This is a genomic window from Desulfosalsimonas sp. (assembly GCF_055149105.1).
On sequence record NZ_JBSRLA010000040.1, the window covers coordinates 1 to 24,599 of the forward strand.

The 24,599-nt window shown below is 55.7% G+C and carries 24 protein-coding genes and 1 tRNA gene; 20 read left to right on the forward strand and 5 right to left on the reverse strand.

Annotation, left to right across the window (positions count from 1 at the left end; genetic code table 11):
• Positions 1–274 precede the first annotated feature (274 nt).
• From ACTCIA_RS10610 to ACTCIA_RS10630, 5 genes are read left to right on the forward strand one after another with little or no spacing between them, the layout of a single operon-like run.
• Positions 275–1,531, forward strand: coding sequence for a competence/damage-inducible protein A (locus tag ACTCIA_RS10610; RefSeq protein WP_463001792.1), 1,257 nt, complete (start codon positions 275–277; stop codon positions 1,529–1,531).
• Between the two features lie 20 nt (positions 1,532–1,551).
• On the forward strand, positions 1,552–2,310 hold the full coding sequence (locus tag ACTCIA_RS10615) for a TerB family tellurite resistance protein (RefSeq protein WP_463001793.1): 759 nt from the start codon (positions 1,552–1,554) through the stop codon (positions 2,308–2,310).
• A 17-nt stretch (positions 2,311–2,327) separates the two neighbouring features.
• Entirely contained in the window at positions 2,328–3,797 is a 1,470-nt protein-coding gene (locus tag ACTCIA_RS10620) for a leucyl aminopeptidase (protein WP_463001794.1), read from the forward strand.
• A 23-nt stretch (positions 3,798–3,820) separates the two neighbouring features.
• The gene (locus ACTCIA_RS10625; protein ID WP_463001795.1) at positions 3,821–4,846 is read left to right on the forward strand and encodes an NAD-dependent epimerase; all 1,026 of its coding nucleotides are present in this window, start codon (positions 3,821–3,823) and stop codon (positions 4,844–4,846) included.
• Complete coding sequence (locus ACTCIA_RS10630; RefSeq protein ID WP_463001796.1) at positions 4,843–5,043, forward strand: DUF2905 domain-containing protein; 201 nt, start codon at positions 4,843–4,845, stop codon at positions 5,041–5,043. The genes ACTCIA_RS10625 and ACTCIA_RS10630 overlap by 4 nt, the downstream gene beginning before the upstream one ends.
• Positions 5,044–5,057: 14 nt before the next feature.
• On the opposite strand, the gene ACTCIA_RS10635 is transcribed toward ACTCIA_RS10630, so the two are convergent.
• The 5 genes from ACTCIA_RS10635 to ACTCIA_RS10655 all read right to left on the reverse strand — a co-directional run bounded on the left by ACTCIA_RS10635 (position 5,058) and on the right by ACTCIA_RS10655 (position 9,198).
• Positions 5,058–5,133, reverse strand: a tRNA-Arg gene (locus ACTCIA_RS10635).
• Positions 5,134–5,229: 96 nt separating this feature from the next.
• Positions 5,230–6,537, reverse strand: coding sequence for a bifunctional folylpolyglutamate synthase/dihydrofolate synthase (locus tag ACTCIA_RS10640; protein WP_463001797.1), 1,308 nt, complete (start codon positions 6,535–6,537; stop codon positions 5,230–5,232).
• Between the two features lie 110 nt (positions 6,538–6,647).
• Entirely contained in the window at positions 6,648–6,863 is a 216-nt protein-coding gene (gene rpsU, locus ACTCIA_RS10645; RefSeq protein WP_181550529.1) for a 30S ribosomal protein S21, read from the reverse strand.
• A 135-nt stretch (positions 6,864–6,998) separates the two neighbouring features.
• Complete coding sequence (locus ACTCIA_RS10650) at positions 6,999–7,679, reverse strand: adenylate kinase (protein WP_463001798.1); 681 nt, start codon at positions 7,677–7,679, stop codon at positions 6,999–7,001.
• 124 nt (positions 7,680–7,803) lie between these two features.
• The gene (locus tag ACTCIA_RS10655) at positions 7,804–9,198 is read right to left on the reverse strand and encodes a CCA tRNA nucleotidyltransferase (protein WP_463001799.1); all 1,395 of its coding nucleotides are present in this window, start codon (positions 9,196–9,198) and stop codon (positions 7,804–7,806) included.
• Positions 9,199–9,312: 114 nt separating this feature from the next.
• On the opposite strand from ACTCIA_RS10655, the gene coaE reads away from it, so the two are divergent.
• The 15 genes from coaE (at position 9,313) to ACTCIA_RS10730 (ending at position 24,572) form a co-directional block, all read left to right on the forward strand.
• Positions 9,313–9,972, forward strand: coding sequence for a dephospho-CoA kinase (gene coaE, locus ACTCIA_RS10660; protein WP_463001800.1), 660 nt, complete (start codon positions 9,313–9,315; stop codon positions 9,970–9,972).
• Positions 9,973–10,286: 314 nt separating this feature from the next.
• Positions 10,287–11,534, forward strand: a complete 1,248-nt coding sequence (rho, locus tag ACTCIA_RS10665; protein ID WP_181550525.1) for a transcription termination factor Rho — start codon at positions 10,287–10,289, stop codon at positions 11,532–11,534.
• A gap of 64 nt (positions 11,535–11,598) precedes the next feature.
• On the forward strand, positions 11,599–11,817 hold the full coding sequence (gene rpmE / locus ACTCIA_RS10670; protein ID WP_463001801.1) for a 50S ribosomal protein L31: 219 nt from the start codon (positions 11,599–11,601) through the stop codon (positions 11,815–11,817).
• Positions 11,818–11,835: 18 nt separating this feature from the next.
• Complete coding sequence (prfA, locus tag ACTCIA_RS10675; protein ID WP_463001802.1) at positions 11,836–12,936, forward strand: peptide chain release factor 1; 1,101 nt, start codon at positions 11,836–11,838, stop codon at positions 12,934–12,936.
• Positions 12,890–13,816 (forward strand): peptide chain release factor N(5)-glutamine methyltransferase, encoded by a 927-nt coding sequence (prmC, locus tag ACTCIA_RS10680; RefSeq protein ID WP_463001803.1) that lies wholly within the window; start codon positions 12,890–12,892, stop codon positions 13,814–13,816. Before prfA ends, prmC begins: the two co-directional genes overlap by 47 nt.
• Positions 13,817–13,975: 159 nt before the next feature.
• Entirely contained in the window at positions 13,976–14,860 is an 885-nt protein-coding gene (gene rpsB / locus ACTCIA_RS10685; protein ID WP_463001804.1) for a 30S ribosomal protein S2, read from the forward strand.
• Positions 14,861–14,862: 2 nt separating this feature from the next.
• A complete protein-coding gene (gene tsf / locus ACTCIA_RS10690) occupies positions 14,863–15,462 on the forward strand; it encodes a translation elongation factor Ts (protein WP_463001819.1) in 600 nt (199 codons plus the stop codon).
• A gap of 5 nt (positions 15,463–15,467) precedes the next feature.
• Complete coding sequence (gene pyrH, locus ACTCIA_RS10695) at positions 15,468–16,193, forward strand: UMP kinase (RefSeq protein ID WP_463001805.1); 726 nt, start codon at positions 15,468–15,470, stop codon at positions 16,191–16,193.
• 71 nt (positions 16,194–16,264) lie between these two features.
• Positions 16,265–16,822, forward strand: a complete 558-nt coding sequence (frr, locus tag ACTCIA_RS10700; protein WP_463001806.1) for a ribosome recycling factor — start codon at positions 16,265–16,267, stop codon at positions 16,820–16,822.
• Complete coding sequence (locus ACTCIA_RS10705; protein WP_463001807.1) at positions 16,812–17,558, forward strand: isoprenyl transferase; 747 nt, start codon at positions 16,812–16,814, stop codon at positions 17,556–17,558. Before frr ends, ACTCIA_RS10705 begins: the two co-directional genes overlap by 11 nt.
• A gap of 58 nt (positions 17,559–17,616) precedes the next feature.
• A complete protein-coding gene (locus ACTCIA_RS10710; RefSeq protein WP_463001808.1) occupies positions 17,617–18,426 on the forward strand; it encodes a phosphatidate cytidylyltransferase in 810 nt (269 codons plus the stop codon).
• 14 nt (positions 18,427–18,440) lie between these two features.
• Positions 18,441–19,601, forward strand: a complete 1,161-nt coding sequence (locus tag ACTCIA_RS10715) for a 1-deoxy-D-xylulose-5-phosphate reductoisomerase (protein ID WP_463001809.1) — start codon at positions 18,441–18,443, stop codon at positions 19,599–19,601.
• A 23-nt stretch (positions 19,602–19,624) separates the two neighbouring features.
• Positions 19,625–20,689: an RIP metalloprotease RseP gene (gene rseP, locus ACTCIA_RS10720; protein WP_463001810.1), complete on the forward strand. Its 1,065-nt coding sequence runs from the start codon at positions 19,625–19,627 to the stop codon at positions 20,687–20,689.
• Between the two features lie 5 nt (positions 20,690–20,694).
• The gene (locus ACTCIA_RS10725) at positions 20,695–23,688 is read left to right on the forward strand and encodes an AIR synthase-related protein (protein WP_463001811.1); all 2,994 of its coding nucleotides are present in this window, start codon (positions 20,695–20,697) and stop codon (positions 23,686–23,688) included.
• Between the two features lie 56 nt (positions 23,689–23,744).
• Entirely contained in the window at positions 23,745–24,572 is an 828-nt protein-coding gene (locus tag ACTCIA_RS10730; protein WP_463001812.1) for a phosphoribosylformylglycinamidine synthase subunit PurQ, read from the forward strand.
• Positions 24,573–24,599: the final 27 nt, after the last annotated feature.

Consider the following 24,599-nt stretch of genomic DNA (forward strand, 5'->3'; position numbering starts at 1 on the left):
ATTTCTCAGAATTTCACGTACGGCCAAGTACGCTGCATTCTTCGAAATTGCGCAAGCCTTGATCTTGAACTTTTTACAGCGCCATCTGAAATCAGACTTCCAAGGAAGCCCTTGGCCGCAGCCCAGGACCGAACACTGCAAATAACTTTTTGCCGCATGCTTAAAAGTTTTGATTTTATTTTTTTGAACCTTGAACCTTGAACTTTGAACCTTGAACGAAGTTATTTAGAAGCTTTTTACGGTGCCATCAATTGTCAGGATAACAGGAACTCAAATGATAGCAGAAATTATTTCAACCGGAGACGAGGTGCTGACCGGCACGGTGGTGGATGCCAATGCCGCCTGGATCGCAGGCCGCCTTTATGAAACCGGCATTGCCGTGGGCCGTCATGTGTGCGTGGGCGATGACATGGAGCGTTTGACAGACGTGCTTTTCGAAACCGGGCAGCGGGCCGATATCGCCATTGTTACCGGCGGGCTGGGGCCCACCGTGGATGATATCACCGCTTCGGCCGCAGCCCGGGCCGCCGGGGTGGAAATGGAGCGCAACAACCAAGCCATGGCCTACATGGAAGCGTTTTTCAAACGCTTTGACCGGCCGGTTTCCGATTCTGACGCAAAACAGGCCCTGCTGCCGCAAGGTGCTTCGCCTTTGCTCAATTCCGTTGGCACGGCCCCGGGTTTTACCCTAAAGATCGGCAATTGCCGGTTTTTCTTTTTGCCCGGGGTGCCTTTTGAGATGCGGCAGATGATGGCCGATCATGTGATTCCCAGCCTTGAGGCGGATGCAGCCAGAAACGGCACCGGCAGTTTTTACCGGGAAAAGCGGCTGTCTTTGTTCGGTCTGCCCGAGGCCCATGTCAACGAGCGGCTCGCTGACTTGACAGGATCATTAGACGATGTAAAACTAGGTATGCTGGCCGAATTTCCTGTGATCCACGTCAAACTCGCAGCCTCGGGAACAGATAACAGTGCCCTGGATTCCGCAGTCAGCGTGGCCGCAGACCGGGTGCGCGAGCGGGTGGGCGATTATGTCTTCTCCGAGACCGGCCAGAGCATGGAAGAGGTGGTGGGCGAGCTTTTGGCCCGGCAATCCGCAACCCTGGCCCTGGCCGAATCCTGCACCGGGGGCATGATCGCCAGCCGGATCACCAATGTGGCCGGAAGCTCCCGGTATTTTCTCAGCTCGGTGGTGACCTATTCCAATGACGCCAAAATGCGCATGCTCGGGGTCTCGGCCCATACCCTGGAAACTTTTGGCGCGGTGAGCGAACAAACCGCCCGGGAAATGGCAGAGGGGGCAAGGCGCGTGGCCAATGCGGATTACGCGGTTTCTGTCACCGGCATTGCCGGTCCCGGCGGGGGTACGGCAGAAAAACCCGTGGGCACGGTTTGCATAGGGCTTTGCGGCCCGGAGCAGAGCTTTGCCAGGCAATACAAATTTCCGTTTGAAAACCGGATGGCCAATAAGCGCATATTTGCCGAAACCGCACTGAATCTTTTGCGCAAAACATTGATTTCACAACTTTGAAGCACGAACAAGGATGACATATGGGATGGCTTGGAAAAATGGTTGGCGGCACCATTGGATTTGCTTTGGGCGGACCCCTGGGCGCCATCGGAGGGGCGGCTCTCGGGCACCTGATGGATGCCGACAATGGCCAGCAGCAGCGGGTGCTGCCCAATGAGGCGCAGATGTCGTCCCAGGGAAAGGCACAATTGACCTTTTTTGTGGCGGCATTTTCCATGCTGGCAAAGCTGGCCCGGGTGGACGGGCAGGTCACGGATGAGGAAATGGCTTCCATCCGCAGATTCATGGCCCAGGATCTGCACCTCAATGCCGAAAGCCGCCAGATGGCGGAAAAAATATTTTACACGGCTTTAAATGCGCCCCAGACTTTTGACGACTTTGCCCTGCAGTTCTACCAGCAGTTCCATGACCGGCCCGAGCTTCTGGAGTTGATGATCGATATTCTGCTTCGGGTCTCGGTGGCAGACGGCACCATGGACAAAAGCGAAGAGGCGCTCATTGAAACCGCGGTGCGCACCTTCCGGCTGCCGGATGCGGATTATCAGAACATGAAGTCGCGATACGTATCGGTTTCAGAAAAATATTATTCCGTGCTCGGGGTCAGTCCGTCTGATGACAATGATACCATCAAAAAGCAGTACCGCAAGCTGGTGCGGGACTACCATCCCGACACCATTGCCTCCAAGGGGCTGCCCGAGGAATTTGTCCGGTTTGCCCATGACAAGTTTCGGGAAATCCAGGAGGCCTGGGAAGCCATTGAAAAGGAAAGAAATCTGTAAAAATAGGGGAGGTTTCATTGCTGACCATTCGTTCGGGCGATCCAAAGGCGATCAAGACCGATCTCATGCTGCTGCTTGTCTGCGAGGACACGGCGCTATACAACGATGCAAAAATGCTGGCGCTCATTGACCAGGGGCGGCAATATCCCGAGTTTTCCGGAAAATCCGGCGATGAGATGATCCTTTATGCACCGGCCGGGACAAAGGCGCAGCGGGTCATGCTGGCGGGCCTGGGCAAAGCCGGGGATGTTACGGCGGAAAGCCTTCGCCGGGCTGCGGGAAAAGCCGTTGGCAGGGCCGTGAACGCGGATATGTCCGGTCTTCTGATCTGCATGCCCGAGGCCCGGGCCTGCGGCGTGGAGCCCGGGGACGCGGCCGAAGCCCTGATGGAAGGCGCTGTTTTGGCCAATTACCGCTTTGATTTTTACAAAAAGGAAAAACTCCATAATGCACTGAAATCCATTGCGTTTGCCGTTGCCAAGGATTTTGCCGGCCAGGCCCGGAGCCTGGCGCAGAAAACCGAAATCGTCTGCAAAGGCACCCACATGGCCAGAAACTGGGTGAGCATGCCGCCCAATGACAAGCGGCCGGCACGCTTTGCCCGCTCCATTGTCAAGGCGGCTGAAAAACATCCCCTGGAGGCCGTTGTCCTGGATAGCGGTGATCTGCGGAAAAACAAGATGCAGGCGCTTCTGGCCGTGGCCGCCGGAAGCAGCGGCCGGCCCCAGATGGTGATTCTCGACTACAAGCCCGAAACATGGGATCAGACAGTGGTGCTTGTGGGCAAGGGTGTGACATTTGATTCCGGCGGTATTAACTTAAAGCCGGCATCGGGTTTGGAAACCATGAAGCAGGACATGGCCGGGGCCGCGGCCGTGGCCGCAACCATGATTGCAACAGCCCGGACCGGCTCCGGCAAGCGGGTGGTGGGGGTGATGCCCCTTGTGGAAAACATGCCTTCGGGCAATTCCTATAGGCCGGGCGATATCGTCAAAACCGCATCCGGCAAAAGCGTTGAAATCGGCAACACCGATGCCGAGGGCCGGATGATTCTGGCAGATGCACTTCATTACGCCATCGGCCAGTACAGACCGGATGTGGTCATTGACATGGCCACCCTCACAGGCGCCTGCGTCGTGGCCCTGGGCGAAAAGATCGCTGGTGTGTTTTCCACGGATACGGACCTGGCAGAGGCCATTTCACAGGCGGGTCAAAAAACCCACGAGCGGTGCTGGTCCATGCCCATGCCCGAAGATTACCGGGAAAACCTGAAAAGCGATTTTGCAGACCTGAAAAACGTGGGCAAAAACCGCTATGGCGGGGCCATTGCAGCGGCATTGTTTTTGTCTGAATTCACCAAAGGTTCGCGCTGGGCCCATATCGATATTGCCGGTCCGGCTTATGCGGCCAAGGGAAACGACTATTGCGGGCCCGGGGGCACGGGCTTCGGGGTTCGGCTGCTTTGCCGCGTGATTGAAAATCTGTAACCTTAAAAAGGACGGTCTCCAAATTGGAATTCAAAAAGGTACTGGTCACGGGCGCGGCCGGGTTTATCGGGTATCATCTGGCCGCCCGTCTGGCAGATGAAGGCAAAACCGTTGCAGGATTGGACAACCTCAACGCCTATTACGACGTGGAGCTCAAAAAGGCCCGTTTAAGACGGCTTGAACAAAAGCCCGGGTTTTCCTTTCACCGCATTGATCTGGAAGACCGGGATGCGTTAAACCGTTTGTTTACCGAGGGCAAGTTTGACGTGGTGGTCAACCTGGCCGCCCAGGCCGGGGTGCGCTATTCCCTGGAAAACCCCCATGCCTACGTGGACGCCAACCTGGTGGGATTTGTCAATCTGCTGGAATGCTGCCGCCATTTTAACGTTTCCCACTTTGTTTTTGCCTCGTCGAGCTCCGTATACGGGGCCAATACCAAAATGCCGTTTTCCGTTCATGACAACGTGGACCATCCGGTTTCCCTGTATGCGGCCAGCAAAAAGGCAAATGAACTCATGGCCCACACCTACAGCCACCTTTACGGGATGCGCTGCACGGGCCTGCGTTTTTTTACCGTTTACGGGCCCTGGGGCCGGCCGGATATGGCGCTTTTCCTGTTTACCCGGGCCATACTGGAGGGCAGACCCATCCAGGTATTCAATCACGGCCGCATGCAGCGGGACTTTACCTATATTGACGATATCATCGAAGGCGTGGTCCGGGTCATGGGCAAACTGCCGGAGCCGGACCCGGACTGGAGCGGGGACAGCCCGGATCCGGGCACCTCGTATACGTCTTACCGGGTCTATAATATCGGCAACAATCGTCCGGAAAAGCTCATGGATTTTATTCGTGTACTCGAAGAGGTCCTGGGAAAAGAGGCGGAAAAAGAGTATCTGGACCTGCAGCCCGGAGATGTGCCGGCGACGTGCGCAGACATTGACGATTTATACAATGCCGTGGGATTTCGGCCAATGACGTCCATCCAGGAAGGCATCCAACGGTTTGTGGACTGGTATCGGGATTATTACAGCGTATCGCTGCCATGAACAAAACCCTGATTGCCATCGGAATCGCCATTGCCGTCATCGGTGTTTTCTGGCCGTGGATTGCCCGGCTTCCCGTCGGGCGGCTGCCCGGAGACATCATCATTGACCGGCCCGGGCTGAAACTCTACATTCCCGTGACCACCATGATTGTCATCAGCGTGGTGATATCTGTTGTTCTCTGGATTTTGCGGAAATAGGGGAAAGAAAAAAATGGTACGCCCGGCAGGATTCGAACCTGCGACTTTCAGCTCCGGAGGCTGACGCTCTATCCCCTGAGCTACGGGCGCACACGGCATGAAACATAAAAGATCGTTTTTCAGAAGTCAAGCAGGAATTGCAGGCCGCCGGCAATGATTGTGGGCAAGGGTCAAAAATGCCCGCTTTTACACGGGTTCCGGCGCCCCGGCGCCTTCCAGGGCCGCCTTTGCTTCCCCCACCACGTAAAGTGACCCCGCAACACAGATCAGATCCGTGTCTGCTGTGGTCTCCATGGCGTAAAACACCGCATCCCTGACACTTTCGACAATCTCCACATGATCGGTGAGTTTTTTTACCCCGGCTTCGATCACCCGGGTCGGCAGACTTCTGTCGATCACCGGCCGGGTCACGATAACCCGCTGGCACAGGGGCACCAGGGTGTTGAGCATGGCCTGACAGGGCTTGTCATCGAGTATGCCGATGACAAGGGTGATGTTTTTGTTCGGAGCCGTATCCGAGAGAAAGGCCGCAAGCCTTCTGGCGGCAATCAGGTTGTGGGCCCCGTCGAGGATCATGGGCGGGGTGGTGTCAACCATCTCCAGGCGTCCAGGCCACCGGACATTTGCAAGGCCGTCCTTGATGTCAGACACATCAATGGCAGTGCCCTGATCCATGAGCACTTCGCAGGCCGCCAGCACCAGGGCGGCGTTGTCGAGCTGGTGTATGCCTTGCAAAGAAGAGCGCATGTCGGTCCACTTGTGATCAATACCCGTGTAGGTGAAGCTGAAGTTGCCGGCATCGGCTTTGGGACTGCGTCTTACCCGAAAATCCTTGCCTTTGCGGAAAACCGGCGCATTGTTGCGCGCTGCTGTCTTTTCAATGACCTCAATGGCCGATTTCTGGTGTACCCCTGTGATCACCGGGGTGTCGGGCTTGATGATCCCGGCTTTTTCACCGGTGATCTGGGCGATGGTGCTTCCCAGGTAAAACCGGTGTTCCAGGGAAATGTTGGAAATGATGCAGAGTCTGGGCTGCAAAATGTTTGTGGCATCCATGCGCCCGCCCATGCCGGTTTCGATTACGGCCCAGTCCACCTCAGCCCTGGCAAAGGCGTATAAGGCCATGGCCGTGGTATACTCGAAAAAGGTGGCCTCGCGCTCTTTCGGGGCCGCAGCTTTGGCGGCATGCCAGGCATTTACCACTTCCTGATCGGAGATGTATTGGTTGTTGATGCAGATGCGTTCGTTAAACCGCACCAGGTGGGGCGATGTGTAGAGCCCCACCCGCAGGCCGGCAGCCTGCAGGATAGCCGCCAGTGCAGAGGCAATAGAGCCCTTGCCGTTGGTTCCGGCCACGTGGATGCAGGCAAATTTGCGTTCCGGCCGGTCCAGGGCTTTGAGCATGGCATCGATGATGTCCAGGCCCAGTTTGATGCCGAACCGGCGCAGGCCAAACATTTCTGCCAGGCATTTGTGATATTGGCTTTGGGTCATTGATTTTTCCCGTTACAGGTGCGTAAAAAACCCGGAAGCCGTCAGTGCCTTCCGGGTTTTTTGATCAATATGGTACTTTCTTTCATTTTCATGCTTTGGTCCTGCCGGCATCAAGATCTGCGGGTTCGCATCCGCTTTTTGGCTTCTGCAATCCGCTGCCGCCGCTGGGCTTCACGCTTCTTGCGGCGTCTGTACTCGCTGGGTTTTTCGTAGTTCTTCTTGAGCCGCAAACGCTTGAACAGACCGTCGTTCTGAATTTTTTTCTTCAGAATGCGCATGGCCTTCTCAAGGTCGTTGTCTTCCACTTTGACCGCGATTTCCTTCAAATATTTCAACCCCCTTTACAAAGAAATTTAGTTACGCTGTATTCTAATATTTTCTATAAAAATGTCAAACCTTCGTGGACCATGCCGCCGGCTTGCGGCCGGTTCGGATCTGATGCCGGTTTATCTGCTGCAGTGTTACTTGGGAAGCTTGGAGACCAATTCGTCTGCCACTTCCGGAACGCTGTTTTTGCCGTCCAAGGTGATGTAGGTCATGGACGGATCGTTTTCCGCCAGATCCCGGAAATAATAGGCAGCTGCAAGGGTGCCGGTTTCATCGTCATAATAGATGCCGTGGCGCTTGTCAATGGCGGCTTCATCCTGGTCATCCGAGCGGGTCTGCAGCTCGCCGCCGCACACCCGGCACTTGTCGCCGTCGGGCTTGATGGCATCGATGAAGATGTTGTTGGGATGGTTGTTGTCATTGACGCAAAGACGGCGGCCCATGATGCGGTTTTTGGCGATTTCCCGGTCCAGCTCGATTTCCACAACGATATCCAGGTTCATGCCGGCTTGTTTCAGGGCTTCGTGGAGCTTGACAGCCTGGTTTTTGTTTCTCGGAAAGCCGTCGAGCAGCCAGCCGTTTTTGCAGTCGTCTTCCTTGAGCCTGTCGAGGATCATGGGGATGGTGATGTCATCGGGCACCAGTTCGCCCTTGTCAATATAGGCCTTGGCCTGCTTGCCCATTTCTGTTCCGCCCTTGATGTTTTCGCGGAAAATGGCCCCGGATTCAATGTGGGGGGTCTTGAATTTTTCCTTGAGAATGGCTCCCTGTGTTCCTTTTCCGCTCCCGTTGGGTCCGAAAAACAAAATGTTCATCGCCTTTTTCTCCTTTTGCCCAAGGTTGATGTCAAAAACATGCGATTCAATACATTATCTGTACGCCGGATTACATTTTATCCGTTTGCAAAATTTTTTTATATATTAAAATGATGGCATTATGTCAAGCATCCTTTTGAGTTTCAACGATTTTCCGGGCCAGTTCCAGGGCCTGTTCCCTTGATGCGATACAGCCCGCCAGCCGGTTTTCCTCAACCTTTGCCAGAATTTCGGCAAACAGGGGCGAGGGCGAAAGGCCCAGTTCGCCCATCAGGTCATGGCCGGTGAGCAGCCGGGGCCGGGTGCAGGCCGGCAGATACACGGTGCGGTAACGCTCAAGCAGGCCGGCGGCAAAATCCATAAACTGCGTATCCGTGTATTTTTTTTTGCCGGCCATGTCAGCGGCTGCCAGCATCAGCAGGTCAGGCGTGTGGGGCCGGGTTTTGATGAAAAACCGGGTCATCGCCCGGGTGGTGAGTGCATCGCGCTGTTGGGCCGTGTAAAGAAAAAGCGGCCGGATGTGATGGCGGATCAGAAAGGTGACATAACCGGCATCAGCGCAGGAAAATCTCAGGCGGCGGCAGATCTGTCCGGCCATTTGCGCCCCGGCCCGGGGGTGATGATAAAAATGGATGCGGCCCTGGTCATCTGTTGTTCGGGTCTGGGGCTTTCCGATATCATGGAGCAGGGCGGCATATTTGAGCAGTTCCACGGCTGACGGGAATGTCAGCAATCCCGCGTTTTTCCTGTCTGTGGTCAGGGCAGGGCGGTTTTGGTGCAGCATCTGCTCCAGTCCCCTGTATACCGCCATTGTGTGGTCAAATACGTTAAATTCATGGTGCCGGTTCTGTCCGCAATTTTTCAGAGCTTCGATTTCCGGAAACAGGTTTCCCAGAAGTCCGGCCCGGTCCATCTGAGAAATCCATTGTGCCGAATCCCGGGTTTGGAGGATTTTTTGCCATTCATCCCGGATTCGCTCGCCTGCCACCAGCCGGATTTGCGCGGCTTTTTGGGAAACCGCTGCAAGAGTTTCCGGATCAATGGCAAATCCGAGGGTTGCGGCCATGCGAAAGGCCCGCAACAGGCGCAGGGGATCATCATCCAAAACCGTTTTGCCGGTCATGCGGATCACCCTGCGGTCAAGGTCTTTGCGGCCGCCGGCCGGATCAATGAGCCGGCCGGATGGCAGGGATACAGCCATGGCATTGATTGTAAAATCCCTGCGCAACAGATCTTCGGAAATGGTTTGCCCCTGGATGGCAGCAATGTCAAAAACATGGCCGGCGCTGACCACCCGGTGGATAATTTGCTTTTTTTTGCCCAAAACCACGACCCGGCTTCCTTCAGCTTCTGCAATGGCCCGGGCCAGGCCGGCTGGGTCGCTTTCCACGGCCAGGTCCCAGTCTGCGCAAGGACGGCAAAGCAGCTGATCCCGGACGGTTCCCCCAACCAGATAGACGCCGGATTGTTCCGGGATCTGTGAAAGAAGCGGCTGCGGCAAAAATTTGGTATTGATCAAAGGCATTTTTTCATATATGGAGTTATTCTTTTCGCGCTTTAGGGTTGTTTTCCCGGGGGGACCCGCTGTTCGGATCGGATTATTGATTCATAGCTTAAAAACAGGGTGCGTGCAATGGGCAGGCAACAGACATCCCCGGAACAACCCTCCCGGCTGATCAAAATCGGGGTGACCGGGGGGGTGGGTTCCGGCAAATCCCTGGTCTGCCGGCGCCTCCAGGAGTCGGGCGTACCTGTTGTCAGCGCGGACCAGTTGGCCAGGCAGGCGGTTGAGCCCCATACCCGGGCCCACAAACAGATTGTCGAGCGGTTCGGCAAAGAGATCCTTGCGGCTGACGGCACCATTGACCGGCCCCGGCTGCGGCAGATCATCACTCAGGACGAGGCGGCCCGCAGGGACCTTGAAAGCTATGTCCACCCTGAGGTGGGCGTGCAGATGCAGGCGCATTTCAGGTCAGCGGCCGCGCAGGGCGCATGGCTGGCGGCAGCCGAAGTTCCCCTGCTGTTTGAAGCCGGCCTGCAGGACCAGTTTGATGCGGTGATTCTGGTTTCCGGCGATACCGAGGTTCGTATCAACCGGATCATGCAGCGAGACAATGTAAGCCGGCAGCAGGCCCAATCCCTGATGCACATCCAGATGAATGAAGCCCAAAAGCGGCGGATGTCTGATTTTATCATTGAAAACAACGGAAGCCTTGATGAAATGCATGGCCAGGTGGACCGGGTACTGGAAAAACTTGCGGAAAAGTATAAAAAAATAGGCGAAAATGGTTGACAGGACCTTTTATCTGACTTATTGGTAAACAAAACGCTCCTGCCTCCTGGACGTTTGTTTTGCGCGAATCCTTCTTCAACATCTTAAAAACCAATCAGGCCTCATAATACCTAAAGTTTTAAGAAGACACATAATTTCTATATCCGGCTTTGCAGCTTTCCTGTTGTTCGTTTTACAGTTTTGTCTCTGTTGCCGGCAATGCGCAGGGCTTCAAACATCCGGCTCCATCCGGGTGAAACACCGCAGGATCACTGCACGCCTGACATACAACCCAATTTTGAAATGAATCGGAGAAAACACAGGAATGGGATTACATGAACATCGTTGAACTGAAAAACAAAAAAATCAATGAACTGACCCGGATGGCCAAGAAGTTTAACATTGAAAACGTCGGCCGGATGCGAAAGCAGGAGCTGATTTTTTCACTGCTTCAGGCCCACATTGAAAAAAACGGCCTCATCTACGGAGAGGGCACCCTGGAAATTTTGCCTGACGGTTTCGGTTTTCTGCGGTCCCATGACTGCAATTACCTTCCGGGCCCGGATGATATCTATGTGTCGCCTTCCCAGATCCGCCGGTTCAGTCTTAAGACCGGAGACACGGTCTCCGGCCAGATCCGTCAGCCAAAGGACTCGGAACGCTATTTTGCCCTGCTCAAGGTGGAAGCCATCAACTTCGAGGAGCCCGACGCCGCCCGGGACAAGATCCTGTTTGACAATCTCACGCCCCTGTTTCCGGAAAAAAAGGTAAAGCTCGAGCGGGAGCCGGACAATTACTCCATGCGGATCATGGACCTGATGACCCCCCTGGGATTCGGCCAGCGCGGTTTGATTGTCTCCCCGCCCCGTACCGGAAAGACCATGCTGCTCAAAAACATTGCCAACAGTATTATCGGCAACCACAAAAACGTGGTTCCCTTTGTGGTGCTCATTGATGAACGGCCCGAGGAAGTCACTGACATGCAGCGTTCCGTGGATGCGGAGGTGGTTTCCTCCACATTTGACGAGCCGGCTGAGCGTCATGTGCAGGTGGCGGAAATGGTGGCTGAAAAGGCCAAACGCCTGGTGGAGCACAAAAAGCACGTGGTGATCCTGCTCGACAGCATCACCCGCCTGGCCCGGGCCTACAACATGACCGTACCCTCCAGCGGCAAGCTGCTTTCCGGCGGTGTGGACGCCAATGCCCTGCACCGGCCCAAGCGGTTTTTCGGCGCAGCCCGAAATATCGAGGAAGGCGGCAGCCTCACGGTGATTGCCACGGCCTTGATTGATACGGGAAGCCGCATGGACGAAGTGATTTTCGAGGAATTCAAGGGCACCGGCAACATGGAGCTGCACCTTGACCGCAAACTTTCCGACCGCCGCATGTACCCGGCCATTGACATCAACCGCTCCGGCACCCGCAAGGAAGAACTGCTGCTTGATGCCGACGCGCTTAACCGTGTCTGGATCCTGCGCAAGCTGCTCTCTCCCTTAAATCCTATTGACAGTCTTGAATTTTTGCTCGATAAGATGAAGGGCACAAAGACCAACAAGGAATTTCTCGACGCAATGAATTCCTGAAAATCTTGAACGTTGAACCTTGAACGTTGAACCTTGAACCCGAACCAACGCTGAGGTGTTTGAAATGAAAAAAGCGATTCATCCGGAATACAAAACCACTACCATCCGGTGTGCCTGCGGCAACGAGGTGACCGTCGGTTCCACCCGCGAGGATATCTCCGTTGAAATCTGCTCCCAGTGCCATCCGTTTTACACCGGCAAGCAGAAGCTGGTGGACTCGGCCGGCCGCATTGAGCGGTTCCGCCGCAAGTATGCCAAATTTCAGCAAGACGACAAGAAATAATCAGGATTTACACGGTTCATGTTAGAACGACTCGACGGCATAGAAAGACGCTATCAGGAGCTTGAAAGCCTGCTTAGCGATCCGGAAGTGGTGGGCAACCGCGAACTGTATCCCAAATATGTTCGCGAGCATTCCGAGCTGGGAAAGATCGTGGAGGTCTACCGGGAATACGACCGGGTATGCCAGGAACTCGATCAGAGCCGGGAACTGCTTTCAGATCAGGACCCGGAGATAAAAGAACTGGCCAGAAACGAGATCGACAGCCTGGAGCAGGAAAAAGACCGCCTGGAACAGGACCTCAAAAAGCTTCTGATTCCCAAGGATCCCAATGACGACAAAAACGTGATCCTGGAAATCCGGGCGGGTACGGGCGGCGAGGAAGCCGGCCTTTTTGCCAATGATCTGTTTCGCATGTACACGCGCTATGCCGAGGCCAAGAACTGGAAAATCGAGTTGATGGACGCCAACTGGAACGACTCGGGCGGGCTCAAGGAAGTCATTGCCATGGTCAAGGGACAGGGGGCCTTCAGCCATCTGAAATATGAAAGCGGCACCCACCGGGTCCAGCGCGTTCCGGCCACCGAGGCCCAGGGACGGATCCACACCTCTGCCGTGACCGTGGCGGTTCTGCCTGAGGCTGAGGATGTGGAAGTCCATATCGATCCCAGTGAAATCCACGTGGATGTGTTCCGCTCCAGCGGGCCGGGCGGCCAGTCGGTGAATACCACGGATTCCGCGGTTCGCCTGACACACCTGCCCAGCGGACTGGTTGTGATCTGCCAGGATGAAAAGTCCCAGCACAAAAACAAGGCCAAGGCCATGAAAGTGCTGCGAGCCCGGCTCTTTGATATCCAGCTCCAGGAGCAGAACGACAAGATTTCCCAACAGCGGCGCAACCAGGTGGGCAGCGGCGACCGCAGCGAGCGGATCCGCACCTATAATTTTCCCCAGGGCCGGGTGACCGACCACCGCATCGGCCTGACCCTCTACAAGCTGGAACAGGTGCTTCAGGGGGCTTTGGACGAAATCATCGACGAGCTGGCCACTTTTTACCAGGCGCAGGCATTACAAAATGAGCAAACCCAGTCCCCGGAAAATGCCCACATGGACCGTGCTTGACGCCCTGCAGTGGACAGCCGGATATTTTGACACCCACGGAATCGACTCCCCCAGACTGACAGCAGAGATTCTTCTGGCCGCGGTGCTGCAGACCACGCGCATTGATCTTTACATGCGCCATGATCAGCCCCTGGCAGAAGAAGAACGGGCTGCTTTCCGCCAGATGATCCGCCGCCGGGTCAGCCGTGAGCCGGTGGCTTATATACTGGGTGAAAAGGAGTTTCTGGGCCGCAGCTTTACCATTACACCTGATGTGTTGATTCCCAGACCCGAAACCGAGCACCTGGTGGAAGCCGTACTTGAGCGCCTGCCGGAAGATGACGGTCACAGCCGAAAAATTCTGGACCTGGGCACCGGCTCCGGGGCCATTGTTGTCTGTCTTGCCGCACAAAGGCCCGGAAACCGATATTTCGCCGTGGACCGTTCGCTTGCCGCTCTGCAGGTGGCACGGAAAAACGCCGCAGCCCATAAGGTGGCCGGTCTTATTGATTTTTTCGCCGGCAGCTGGTTGTCTCCGGTAAATGCCGGTTGTGCCGGTTTTGACATGATTGTCTCCAATCCGCCTTATATTCCGTCTGCCCTGTTCGGTGATCTGCAGCCGGAAGTGGGGCAATACGAACCCCGCATGGCACTGGACGGTGCTGAAGACGGGCTTTGTGCCATCTCGCAGCTTGTGGCCGAAGCACCGGGTTATATGTCGGCGGGCGGATTTTTGCTCATGGAAATCGGCTGGGACCAGAAAGCAGCGGTTGAAAAACTTTGCCTGGAGGCAGGGGATTATACCCCGGCCGAATTTGTGCGGGATTACGGCGGTCATGACCGGGTGGCGATCCTGCAGAAAAAACCGATCCCGGCCCCGGACGCCCTGGAATGCCCATAAAAAACATTGCGATCCCGGACGGGTTTTGCTATAGATACTCATTTTATGAATTAACGACGCACGCCCTTTGACCGGCGGCCTCGGTGCTTTGGCATAAAGTCGGCAGCCGGGAGGATAAGGGCGGAGGAATCCAAAACCGAAGCAAAAGGAGTGTTGTCAATGGCCTATGTAACAATGAAGGAACTGCTTGAATCCGGTGTCCATTTCGGCCACCAGACCCGCCGCTGGAATCCCAAGATGAAAAAATACATTTTCGGGGCCAGAAACGGCATCTACATCGTTGATCTGCAGCAGACGGTCCGGATGTTTAAGACCGCCTATGATTTCGTGGCCAACACGGTGGCAAACGGCAAAAGCGTTCTGTTTGTGGGCACCAAGAAGCAGGCCCGGGAATCGATCTACGAAGAAGCCAACCGGTGTGAAATGTATTATGTGCACAACCGCTGGATCGGCGGCATGCTCACCAACTTTCCCACGGTCAAAAAGAGCATCGAGCGGCTCAATTATCTCAATACCATCGAAAATGACGGATCCATTAACCTGTATCCCAAAAAGGAACGGGTGAAAATGCTAAAGGAGCGGGCCAAGCTGGACAGCAACCTCGGCGGTATCCGCACCATGAAATCGCTTCCCGGCGCCATGTTTGTGGTGGATCCCAAAAAGGAGGGCATTGCCGTGCGTGAAGGACTCCGTCTGGGCATCCCCGTGGTGTCCGTGGTGGACACCAATTGTGATCCGGATCTTATTGATTATGTGATCCCCGGCAATGATGACGCGATCCGCTCCATCCGGCTGATCACCTCCAAGATTGCTGATGCCGCCATTGAAGGCGCCCAGCGCAGGGAAGAGAAAATGCAGGCCGAAAAAGACAAGCAGACCGAGGAATCCCGGACCCAGGCGGGTGGAAAAGCCGAACGCCGCGTGGAGACCCAGGATGAAGAAGGGCCGGTGGTGGAAGTGATTCGCAAGGCATCCGCGGCCAAGCCCCAGGCACCGGCTCAGGAATCGGAACAATCTGAAGAAGCTGTGAATACAGGAGAGTAATGATGGCAACAATTAGTGCTGATATGGTAAAGCAACTCCGCGACCGTTCGGGCGCGGGGATTATGGACTGCAAGGAGGCCCTGAGCGAGTGTGACGGGGATATGGAAAAAGCCGCTGACTACCTTCGCAAAAAAGGCCTGGCCACCGCTAAAAAACGGTCAGGGAAAGTGGCCGGCGACGGTGTGATTCAGTCCTATATACACATGGGCGGCAAGATCGGGGTGCTCGTGGAAGTCAACTGTGAAACCGATTTTGTGGCCAAGACCGATGAATTCAAGGAATTTGCCAAAAACATCGCCATGCACATTGCCGCCTCAAGTCCGCTCGGCGTTGTTCCCGAAGACATCCCCGAAGACCTGGCCGAGCGGGAAAGGGAAATTTACCGTCAGCAGGTACTGGAGATGGGCAAGCCGGAAAACGTGGCCGAAAAGATCGTTGAAGGCAAGATGAACAAGTTTTACAAGGAATCCTGCCTGATGAACCAGCTCTACATCCGGGATACCAATTTGACCATCTCAGATGTGCTAAACGAGATGATTGCCAAGACCGGGGAAAAAATTACCATTAACCGGTTTGCCCGTTTTCAGATCGGAGAAAGCTGAAAATCTTGAACCAGGCCAAATACCAGCGCGTATTACTGAAGCTTAGCGGCGAAGCCCTGATGGGCGACGGCCACTACGGCATCCACCCCGAAACCCTGGGGTATGTGGCCCAAGAGGTCAAATCCGCGGTGGATCTCGGGGTGGAAATGGCCGTGGTGGTCGGCGGGGGCAACATTTTCCGGGGCATGGCCGGCAGTTCTCAGGGCATGGATCGGGCGTCGGCCGACTATCTGGGCATGCTGGCAACTGTCATGAACAGCCTGGCCCTGCAGGAGGCCCTGGAAAAACTCGATATTCCCACCCGGGTGCTTTCAGCCATATCCATGCACCAGGTGGCCGAGCCCTATATCCGCAGAAGGGCGGTCCGGCACCTGGAAAAAAAGCGCGTGGTCATATTTGCCGCAGGCACCGGCAATCCTTATTTTACCACGGATACGGCAGCTGTGCTCCGGGCTGCAGAGATTCATGCTGAAGTTTTGCTCAAGGCCACTAAGGTGGACGGCGTCTATGACATGGATCCCGTGGGCAATACCGCTGCAACGTTTATCCGGGATATTGATTACATGACGGTCCTGGAAAAAAGGCTGCATGTCATGGATTCCACCGCCATTTCCCTGGCCATGGACAATCATCTGCTGCTGATTGTTTTTAATCTCAGACAAAGCGGCAATATCCGCAATGCCATCTGCGGGCAGGCCATCGGAACACAGATTTGCGAGCCCCGGAAGTAAGGATTGCCAGCCGGTTGGTTTCGGTTGAAATCAGAGACATCTGTCAACCACAATTTTGAGGGCAAAAAACCATGATCGATTTGATTATCAGTGAAGCCAGTGAAAAAATGGACAAGTCGGTGGACGCCCTGAAAAAGGATTTGAAAAAAATCCGCACGGGGCGGGCATCGCTGAGTCTGCTCGACGATGTTCGCGTCAATTACTACAACACGCCCACTCCGCTAAACCAGCTTGCATCCCTGTCCGTACCGGAAAGCCGCCTGATTACCATTCAGCCCTGGGATCCCTCGGCGATCAAGGAGATTGAAAAGGCGATCATGAAGTCCAATCTCGGCCTGACGCCCTCCAGTGATGGAAAGATCATCCGCATTACCATGCCGCCGCTGACCGAAGACCGGCGCAAGGATATTGTCAAGCAGGTCAACAAGGTCTGCGAGGAATACCGGATTGCCGTGCGAAACATCCGCAGGGAGGCCAATGATTCCTTAAAAACCCTGAAAAAAGACGGCGATGCCTCAGAAGATGACGTGGCCAAGGCCTTTGACCAAATCCAGAAACTTACAGACGAGCATGTCAAGCAGATAGACGATCTGTACAAGGACAAGGAAAAGGAGATCCTTGAAGTCTGATTCTGCCGAAGATACAGGGCTGGATCCGTCGAGACTGCCCGTTCATGCGGCAGTGATCATGGACGGAAACGGCCGGTGGGCCCAGAAACGGATGTTAAACCGGGTCAAGGGTCATGAGCGGGGGGCGGATACGGTACGGGCGGTGGTACGCGCAAGCCGGGAAATCGGTATCCAGTATCTGACCCTGTACGCTTTTTCCACGGAAAACTGGCAGCGGCCCAAATCCGAAGTAAAAGCCCTGATGACCCTGCTTAAACGGTTTCTGGCATCCGAGCGCAAGGAGATGGTTGAAAACAATATTCAACTTCGCGTGCTGGGCCAGATCCACCACCTTCCGGAAGATGTCCGGGAAGGCCTGATGGATGTCATGGCGGAAACCAGCAAAAATGACGGCATGTGCTTGTGTCTGGCGCTTTCCTATGGGGCGCGCTCGGAAATTGTTGAGGCCGCCCGAAATCTTGCCCGGCAGGTCAAAGACGGGCGCATGAATCCCGAAGATATCACTGAAGAGCTGTTATCGCAAAATCTCTACACCCATGGTATTCCGGATCCGGAACTGCTGATCCGCACCAGCGGCGAATACCGGATCAGCAATTTTTTGTTGTGGCAGATCGCCTATTCGGAGATCTTTGTGACCCCCACCCTGTGGCCGGACTTTACCCGCGAGGAATTCATCGGCATTCTCAAGGACTTTCAAAGACGCGAGCGCCGTTTCGGCAAGGTTTCGGAGAAATGATGCCCCTGGCATTGGTTGCGCCGATTTCCCCTGACCCCAACTTATCCGGGATCGTGTTATGCATTTAAAGCGTTGGATTACCAGCATTATTGCCGTTCCCCTGCTGATTGCCCTGATTTTTTGGGCATCGCTGCCGGTGTTTGCCGCATTTATTTCCATAGTGGCGGCAGTGGCGCTTTATGAATATTTCTTCATTGTTTTCAGGGGGGACCGCGGGCGAATATTTTCGCCTGTTGCCTTGTCGGGAATCGCAGCCGGGATTGCCATGATCATGGCCGTTGCCTGGCTGCCGGCAAAGAGTCTGCCGTTTTTCCTGTTTCTGGGCCTGGCGGCCGCCGCACTGCTTTCCATGCAGGCCTACAAAAAAAACCCGCAGATCATGGACACGGTCGCCCTTCAGCTCCAGGGCCTGGTTTACGTTCCTCTCTGCCTGTCCATGCTGGTGATGCTGCGCGCACAACCTCAGGGACTGGCATGGCTTTTTTTCGTGCTCTTTGTTGTTTTTCTCGGAGATGTGGGGGCTTTTTATGTGGGCACGTACAAAGGACGGCACAAGCTCAATGCCGCCATCAGCCCGGGCAAAACCATAGAAGGGGCTCTGGGGGGCCTTGGGGCAAACCTGGTTGTGGGCCTGATATTTAAGCTTCTTTTTATTCCCGAACTCCCGGTGCTGCATACTGTGGTGCTGGTGGTGCTCATGGGCCTTGCCGGCCAGGCAGGCGATTTGTTTGAGTCCGAACTCAAGCGTACCGCCCGGATCAAGGACTCGGGTTCGATTCTGCCGGGCCACGGCGGGATTCTGGACCGCATTGACGCTTTGTTATTTGCCGTGCCCGTGGCTTATGCATGGAAAATACTGGTGCTTTAACCGGAAACACGTATATGAATTCCCGCAAACTGGCCATTCTCGGCTCCACCGGTTCCATCGGCAGAAATACCCTGGCTGTGGCAAAGCGTTTTCCCGAACGGTTTTCGATCCGGGCCCTGACTGCCAAAAACAACATTGATTTGCTGGCGGCGCAGGTTCAGCATTTTTGCCCTGAGATTGCGGTTGTCTATGATCCCGCTGATGCCGCTGAGCTCAAAAAGAAGCTGGGCCGGAAAGTGTCCACGAAAATTTTGCACGGGGCGCAGGGCTATCTGGATGCCGCCACCCACGAGGGAGTGGACATGGTGGTGTCTGCCATGGTGGGCGCTGCCGGCCTGCTGCCGACGCTTGCGGCCATAGAGGCAAAAAAGGACATTGCCCTTGCCAACAAGGAAACCCTTGTCATGGCAGGGGACCTGGTCATGGATAAGGCCCGGACCTGCGGGGTGCGGGTGCTGCCGGTAGACAGCGAGCACAGCGCCATTTTTCAATGCATTTGCGGCAACCGGCGAAAAGATGTGGAAAAAATCCTGTTGACAGCCTCAGGCGGTCCGTTTTGCAACAGTCCGGCTTCTGAATTCGCCCGGGTGAAACCCGATGATGCCCTGGCGCATCCCACCTGGCAGATGGGCAGCAAGATCACCATTGATTCGGCAACGTTGATGAACAAGGGCCTGGAGGTGATCGAGGCCATGCACCTGTTTTCATTGCGCGTGGATCAGGTGGAGGTGGTAATCCATCCTCAGAGCATTATCCATTCCATGGTGGCTTATTGCGACGGCACGGTCATGGCCCAGATGGGACTGCCGGATATGCAGGGCGCCATTGCTTATGCCCTGTCATATCCGCAGCGGTTGCCCCTGGGTTTATCCAGTCCTGATTTTCCGGGCATTGGAAAGCTCACCTTCCAGGCCCCGGATTTGGAAAAATTTGCCTGCCTGGCCCTGGCCCTGGAGGCCGGAAAAACCGGGGGCACCATGCCAGCAGTTCTCAATGCCGCAAATGAGGTGACTGTGGCTGCATTTCTTGAAGACCGCATCGGATTTGACCGGATTTCCGGGTTGATCGGAGCGGTTATGCAGCAATATGAGCCGTTGATGAATCCCGACCTGGACACCATACTGGCCGCGGATGCCTGGGCCCGCAGGGCAGCCCGGGCGCAGCTGCCTGAATAAGACTTACAATAGGAACATGCTATATGAGTACGGTTATCGGATTGGCCATTGTCCTGGGGGTATTGATTTTTTTCCACGAGCTGGGACATTTTCTCGTGGCCAAGGCTTTCGGAGTGGGGGTGGAGCGCTTTTCCCTGGGATTCGGCCCCAAGATTCTAAAAAAAACCATCGGTGAAACCGAATACTGTTTATCCGCGCTTCCTCTGGGCGGATACGTGAAAATGGTGGGCGAACAGCCCGACGAGGAACTCGCCGAAGAAGATATCCCCCGGTCATTTACCCACAAGCCGGTTTCCCGGCGTATGCTGATCGTGGCCGCAGGGCCGTTTTTCAACTTCATCCTGTGCATATTGATTTTTTTCGGCATCTTCAGTATCTCCGGGGAAAGGATCCTGGAGCCGGTCATCGGCAAAATCAAGGACGGGTCCCCGGCCCAGTCCGCGGGCCTGGAAAGCGGGGACCGGGTTGTGGCCGTACAGGACAAGGCCATTGACGCCTGGCCTGAGATGGCCGAAGCCATCGGCCAGAGCGGGGGCCGGCCCATTGATTTTACCATAGAGCGCGACGGCCAAAGGCACCAGGTAACCCTTTCCCCTGTAAAGGAGAATGTGGAAGACGTTTTCGGCCAGACCCATGAGCGTTTTCTTGTGGGTATTACCGCGGCCGGCGAGGTCCGGTCAGAGCGGCTTAACCCGGTGGCGGCAATGGGCGAAAGCCTGCGCCGGACCTACATGATCGTGGAACTGACCATCGTGTCCGTGGTCAAGCTCATCCAGGGGGCCATTTCAGCCGATACCCTGGGCGGGCCCATCATGATCGCCCAACTGGCCGGCGAACAGGTGGAGCACGGCATGGTCAGCCTGCTTGCGTTTATCGCCCTTGTGAGCGTGAACCTGGGAATCTTAAACCTGCTGCCGGTGCCGGTGTTAGACGGCGGGCATATTCTGTTTTTCGGCATTGAGGCCATCATCGGCCGCCCGGTATCGCTTCGGGTTCGGGAAGTGGCCCAGCAGGTCGGGATCTTTCTGCTCATGCTGCTGATGGTTTTTGTTTTTTATAATGATATCATGAGATTGTTGACGGGATAAGTGTCATGCCCCATCGCCTGGAAATCGCTTTAAAAAATGAGTTGTTTGACGCAGAAGGTGCGGCCGTGGCCGGCAAGGCGGCTGCCTATTTCGGCATCCGGGTGCAGGACGTCCGGGTTGTGCATATTATCACCCTTGATGCGGATCTGTCCCCGGAGCAGCTCGAAACCGTCCGCACGGAGATCTTTACCAACCCTGTGACTCAGGTATCGGCTTTTGTGCCCCTGGATCTGGCCTTTGACTGGTGCATCTGGGTGGGATACCGGCCAGGTGTCAAGGACAATCCCGGACACACGGCCATAGAAGCCATGGAAGACGTGCTCGGCATGCGCCTGGGCGAAGACGAGGGTGTTTTTACCTCAAAGCGCTTTTGCATCAAGGGCCCGGAAATCAGTCAGGACGATGCCCAATGCATCGCAGAGCAGCTGCTGGCAAACGAGATTATCCAGCAGGTTAAGATTTTTTCCAAACATGACTGGGACCCTGAAAACGGGGTGGGCATCATCATCCCAAAAGTCCGTCTGGACCACAAGCCCACGGTGACCCCGGTGAGTGTGGATTCGGATACGGTTTTGCAGCAGATCAGCGATGAGCGAAACCTTGCCCTCAATGTCAATGACATCCCGGTGATCCGGCAGTATTTTCTGGATCCGGAGGTGAGGCGGCAGCGGCAGGCCATGGGCCTGGATGATCCCACGGATGTGGAACTCGAATACATTTCCCAGGGCAGAAGCGATCACTGCAACCACAACACCTTCCAGGGCCGGTTTTACTACCGGGATCTTTCCACGGGTGAGACCGAAACCATTGACAATTTGTTTAAGACCTGCATTCAGGAGCCCACCCGGCAGCTTCAGGCGCAAAAGGACTGGGTGATCTCGGTGCTGTGGGACAACGCCGGGGTTGGACGCTTTGACCGGGACCACTATTATGTGATCACCGGCGAGACCCACAATTCCCCATCCAATATGGAGGCCTACGGCGGTGCCATTACCGGAATTGTGGGCGTGTACCGCGATCCGCTGGGAACAGGCAAGGGCGCGCGCCTGATCATGGGCAGCTATGGTTTTTGTACAGGCGACCGGGATTATGACGGGGAACTCAAACCCAGGCTGCACCCCAGACGGCTGCTTGACGGCATCATCGAAGGGGTGCGCGACGGGGGCAACAAAAGCGGCATTCCCACTTCTTTCGGCCAGGTGAGCTTTCACCACGGCTACATGGGAAAATGCCTGGTTTTTGTCACTGCTTTGGGAATGATGCCGGAAACGGTTGCCGGCACCCCCTCTGAGAAAAAAACCACCACCGCCGGCGAGTTAATCGTCATGTGCGGGGGCAGGGTTGGAAAAGACGGCATCCACGGGGTGACGGCCTCATCCGAGATTTTTACGGAAAACACCCCGGCCGGCCACGTCCAGATCGGCGATCCCTATACCCAGAAAAAAATGCATGATTTTCTGCTCCAGGCCAGGGACGAGGGGCTGATCCGGTTTGTCACGGACAACGGCGGCGGCGGGCTGTCATCGTCGGTGGGGGAGACCGCCCGGTTTTCCGGGGGCTGTGAGGTGTGGCTCGACCGGGTGCCCCTGAAGTATGAAGGGCTTGATCAATGGGAAATCTGGGTTTCCGAATCCCAGGAGCGCATGACCGTTTCCGTGCGCCCGGAGGACGAGCAACGGTTCATGGCGCTTTCGGAAAAGCACGCGGTGGAAAGCACCGTGATTGGCAAATACACTGACTCGGGAAAGCTTCATATCACCTATGAAGGGGCCACTTGCGCATATGTGGACATGGATTTCCTCACCCGGGGCTTTCCCCAGTGGGAGTTTGATGCCGAGTGGCGGTCACCTGAAATGCGCGGCCTTTATGAACCGGTGATGGGCGAGCCCCGGGATTACAACCGGCTTTTGACCGATCTTTTGGCCCGGCCCAATATCTGCTCCAGGGAATGGATCATCCGGCAGTATGACCACGAGGTTCAGGGCACCAGCGTGATCAAGCCCCTGGTGGGAGCGGAGCGGGATGTCAACAGTGATGCATCGGTTATACGGCCGGTGCTGACCTCCGGGCAGGGACTGGCGTTTTCCCAGGCCCTGCTGCCGTTTTATTCCGCCATTGACGCCTTTCACATGACCGCCTGCACCATTGACGAGGCCGTACGCCGGCTGGTGGCCGTGGGTGGCGATCCCGAGCATATCGGCGGGGTGGACAATTTCTGCTGGCCCAATATCCAGTATGATCCGGTGCGGAACCCGGACGGTCGGTTTAAGGCCGCGCAACTGGTGCGCTCCTGCAGGGCCCTGGCCGATACCTGCCATGCCTACGGAATTCCGCTGCTTTCCGGAAAAGACAGCATGTATGTGGACGGCCATCTGGCCGGGGCCTACGGCGAGACCCACAAGCTTTCGGCTCCGGAGACCATGCAATTTTCCGCGGTCAGCGTTGTCAAAGACATTGCCTCCTGCGTAACCCTGGATATCAAGTGTTCCGGGGATCTTGTATATGTTCTGGGCGTGACAAAAGACGAACTCGGGGCTTCGGAATACTATGACCGGTTCGGCTATACCGGCTGCAATGTGCCGGTGGTTGAGGCGTCGCGCTTTTGGCCCTTATACAAAGATCTTCATGCGGCAATGGAAAAAGGCCTTGCCGCATCGGTCCACGGGATCTACCGCGGCGGACTGGGGGTTCATATGGCCATGTGCGCCATGGCCGGAAACCTTGGCATCCGTGCAGATATTGGCAAGGCGCCCGGCGCACAGGGCCTGCGGGCCGATCATCTGCTTTTCTCCGAGAGCCCGGGCCGGTTTGTGGTGAGTGTGGCACCGGAAAAGGTCGAAGATTTTGAGTCCATGATGAAAAATCACGATCTGGCCTGCATCGGCGAGGTGACAGAAGCGCCCCGGCTGGATCTGTCCTATGGTGCAGAATCTCTGGTGTCTCTGCCGGTGGTCGATCTCAAGGGCGCATGGAAAGCCCCTTTTGGACAATTGGTATAGATTTCCGGATTGGTTTGCGCTACATATTTGTGAAATGATCATCCAAGAAGAAATATATGAGAAACAATTCTGAAATAAACGCCCTTGTGCTGACCGGTTACGGACTTAACTGCGACGTGGAAACCGCCCATGCATGTGAGCTGGCCGGGGCCCGGGCCGTGTGCGTGCACATCAACGACGTGATATCCGGGTCCGTGTCCCTGGCGGATTTCCAGATCATGGTCTTTATCGGTGGATTTTCCTGGGGCGATGATCACGGGGCAGGGGTGATCCAGGCCGTGCGCATGAAAAAAAACGCCGGTGACCGGATCATCGGATTTATCAACCAGGGCGGCCTGGTGCTGGGCATCTGCAACGGGTTTCAGACCCTGGTCAATTTCGGGCTCCTGCCGGGGATGGACAATGATTACACCGCCCGCACCGTGGCCCTGACCTACAATGACTGCGGCAATTTCCGCGACGACTGGGTGCATTTGGCCATCAACACCCAATCGCCCTGCGTGTTTACCCGCGGCATGGAAGACCTGGAACTGCCGGTGCGCCACGGGGAGGGCAAGTTTATTGCCGATCAAAAGGTGATTGACCGGCTTATTGACCAAAACCAGGTGGTGTGCAGATACGCACGGGCAGACGGTGGCTTGGCCGCAGGTGCGTTTCCGGACAATCCAAACGGGTCCATGGCCGATATCGCGGGCATCTGCGATCCCACCGGACGGGTTTTCGGCCTGATGCCGCACCCGGAGGCTTACAATCATCCGGCCAATCATCCGGACTGGAGCCGGGACAAACAGGTGCACCGTTGCACCGGTGCAGATGAAAAATCGCCTTTGTCCGCTGCCGGAGTCCGTATTTTTGAAAATGCGGTTGCATATTTCCGGGCCTGAGTTTGATTTTTGACTGATAACCAGCAA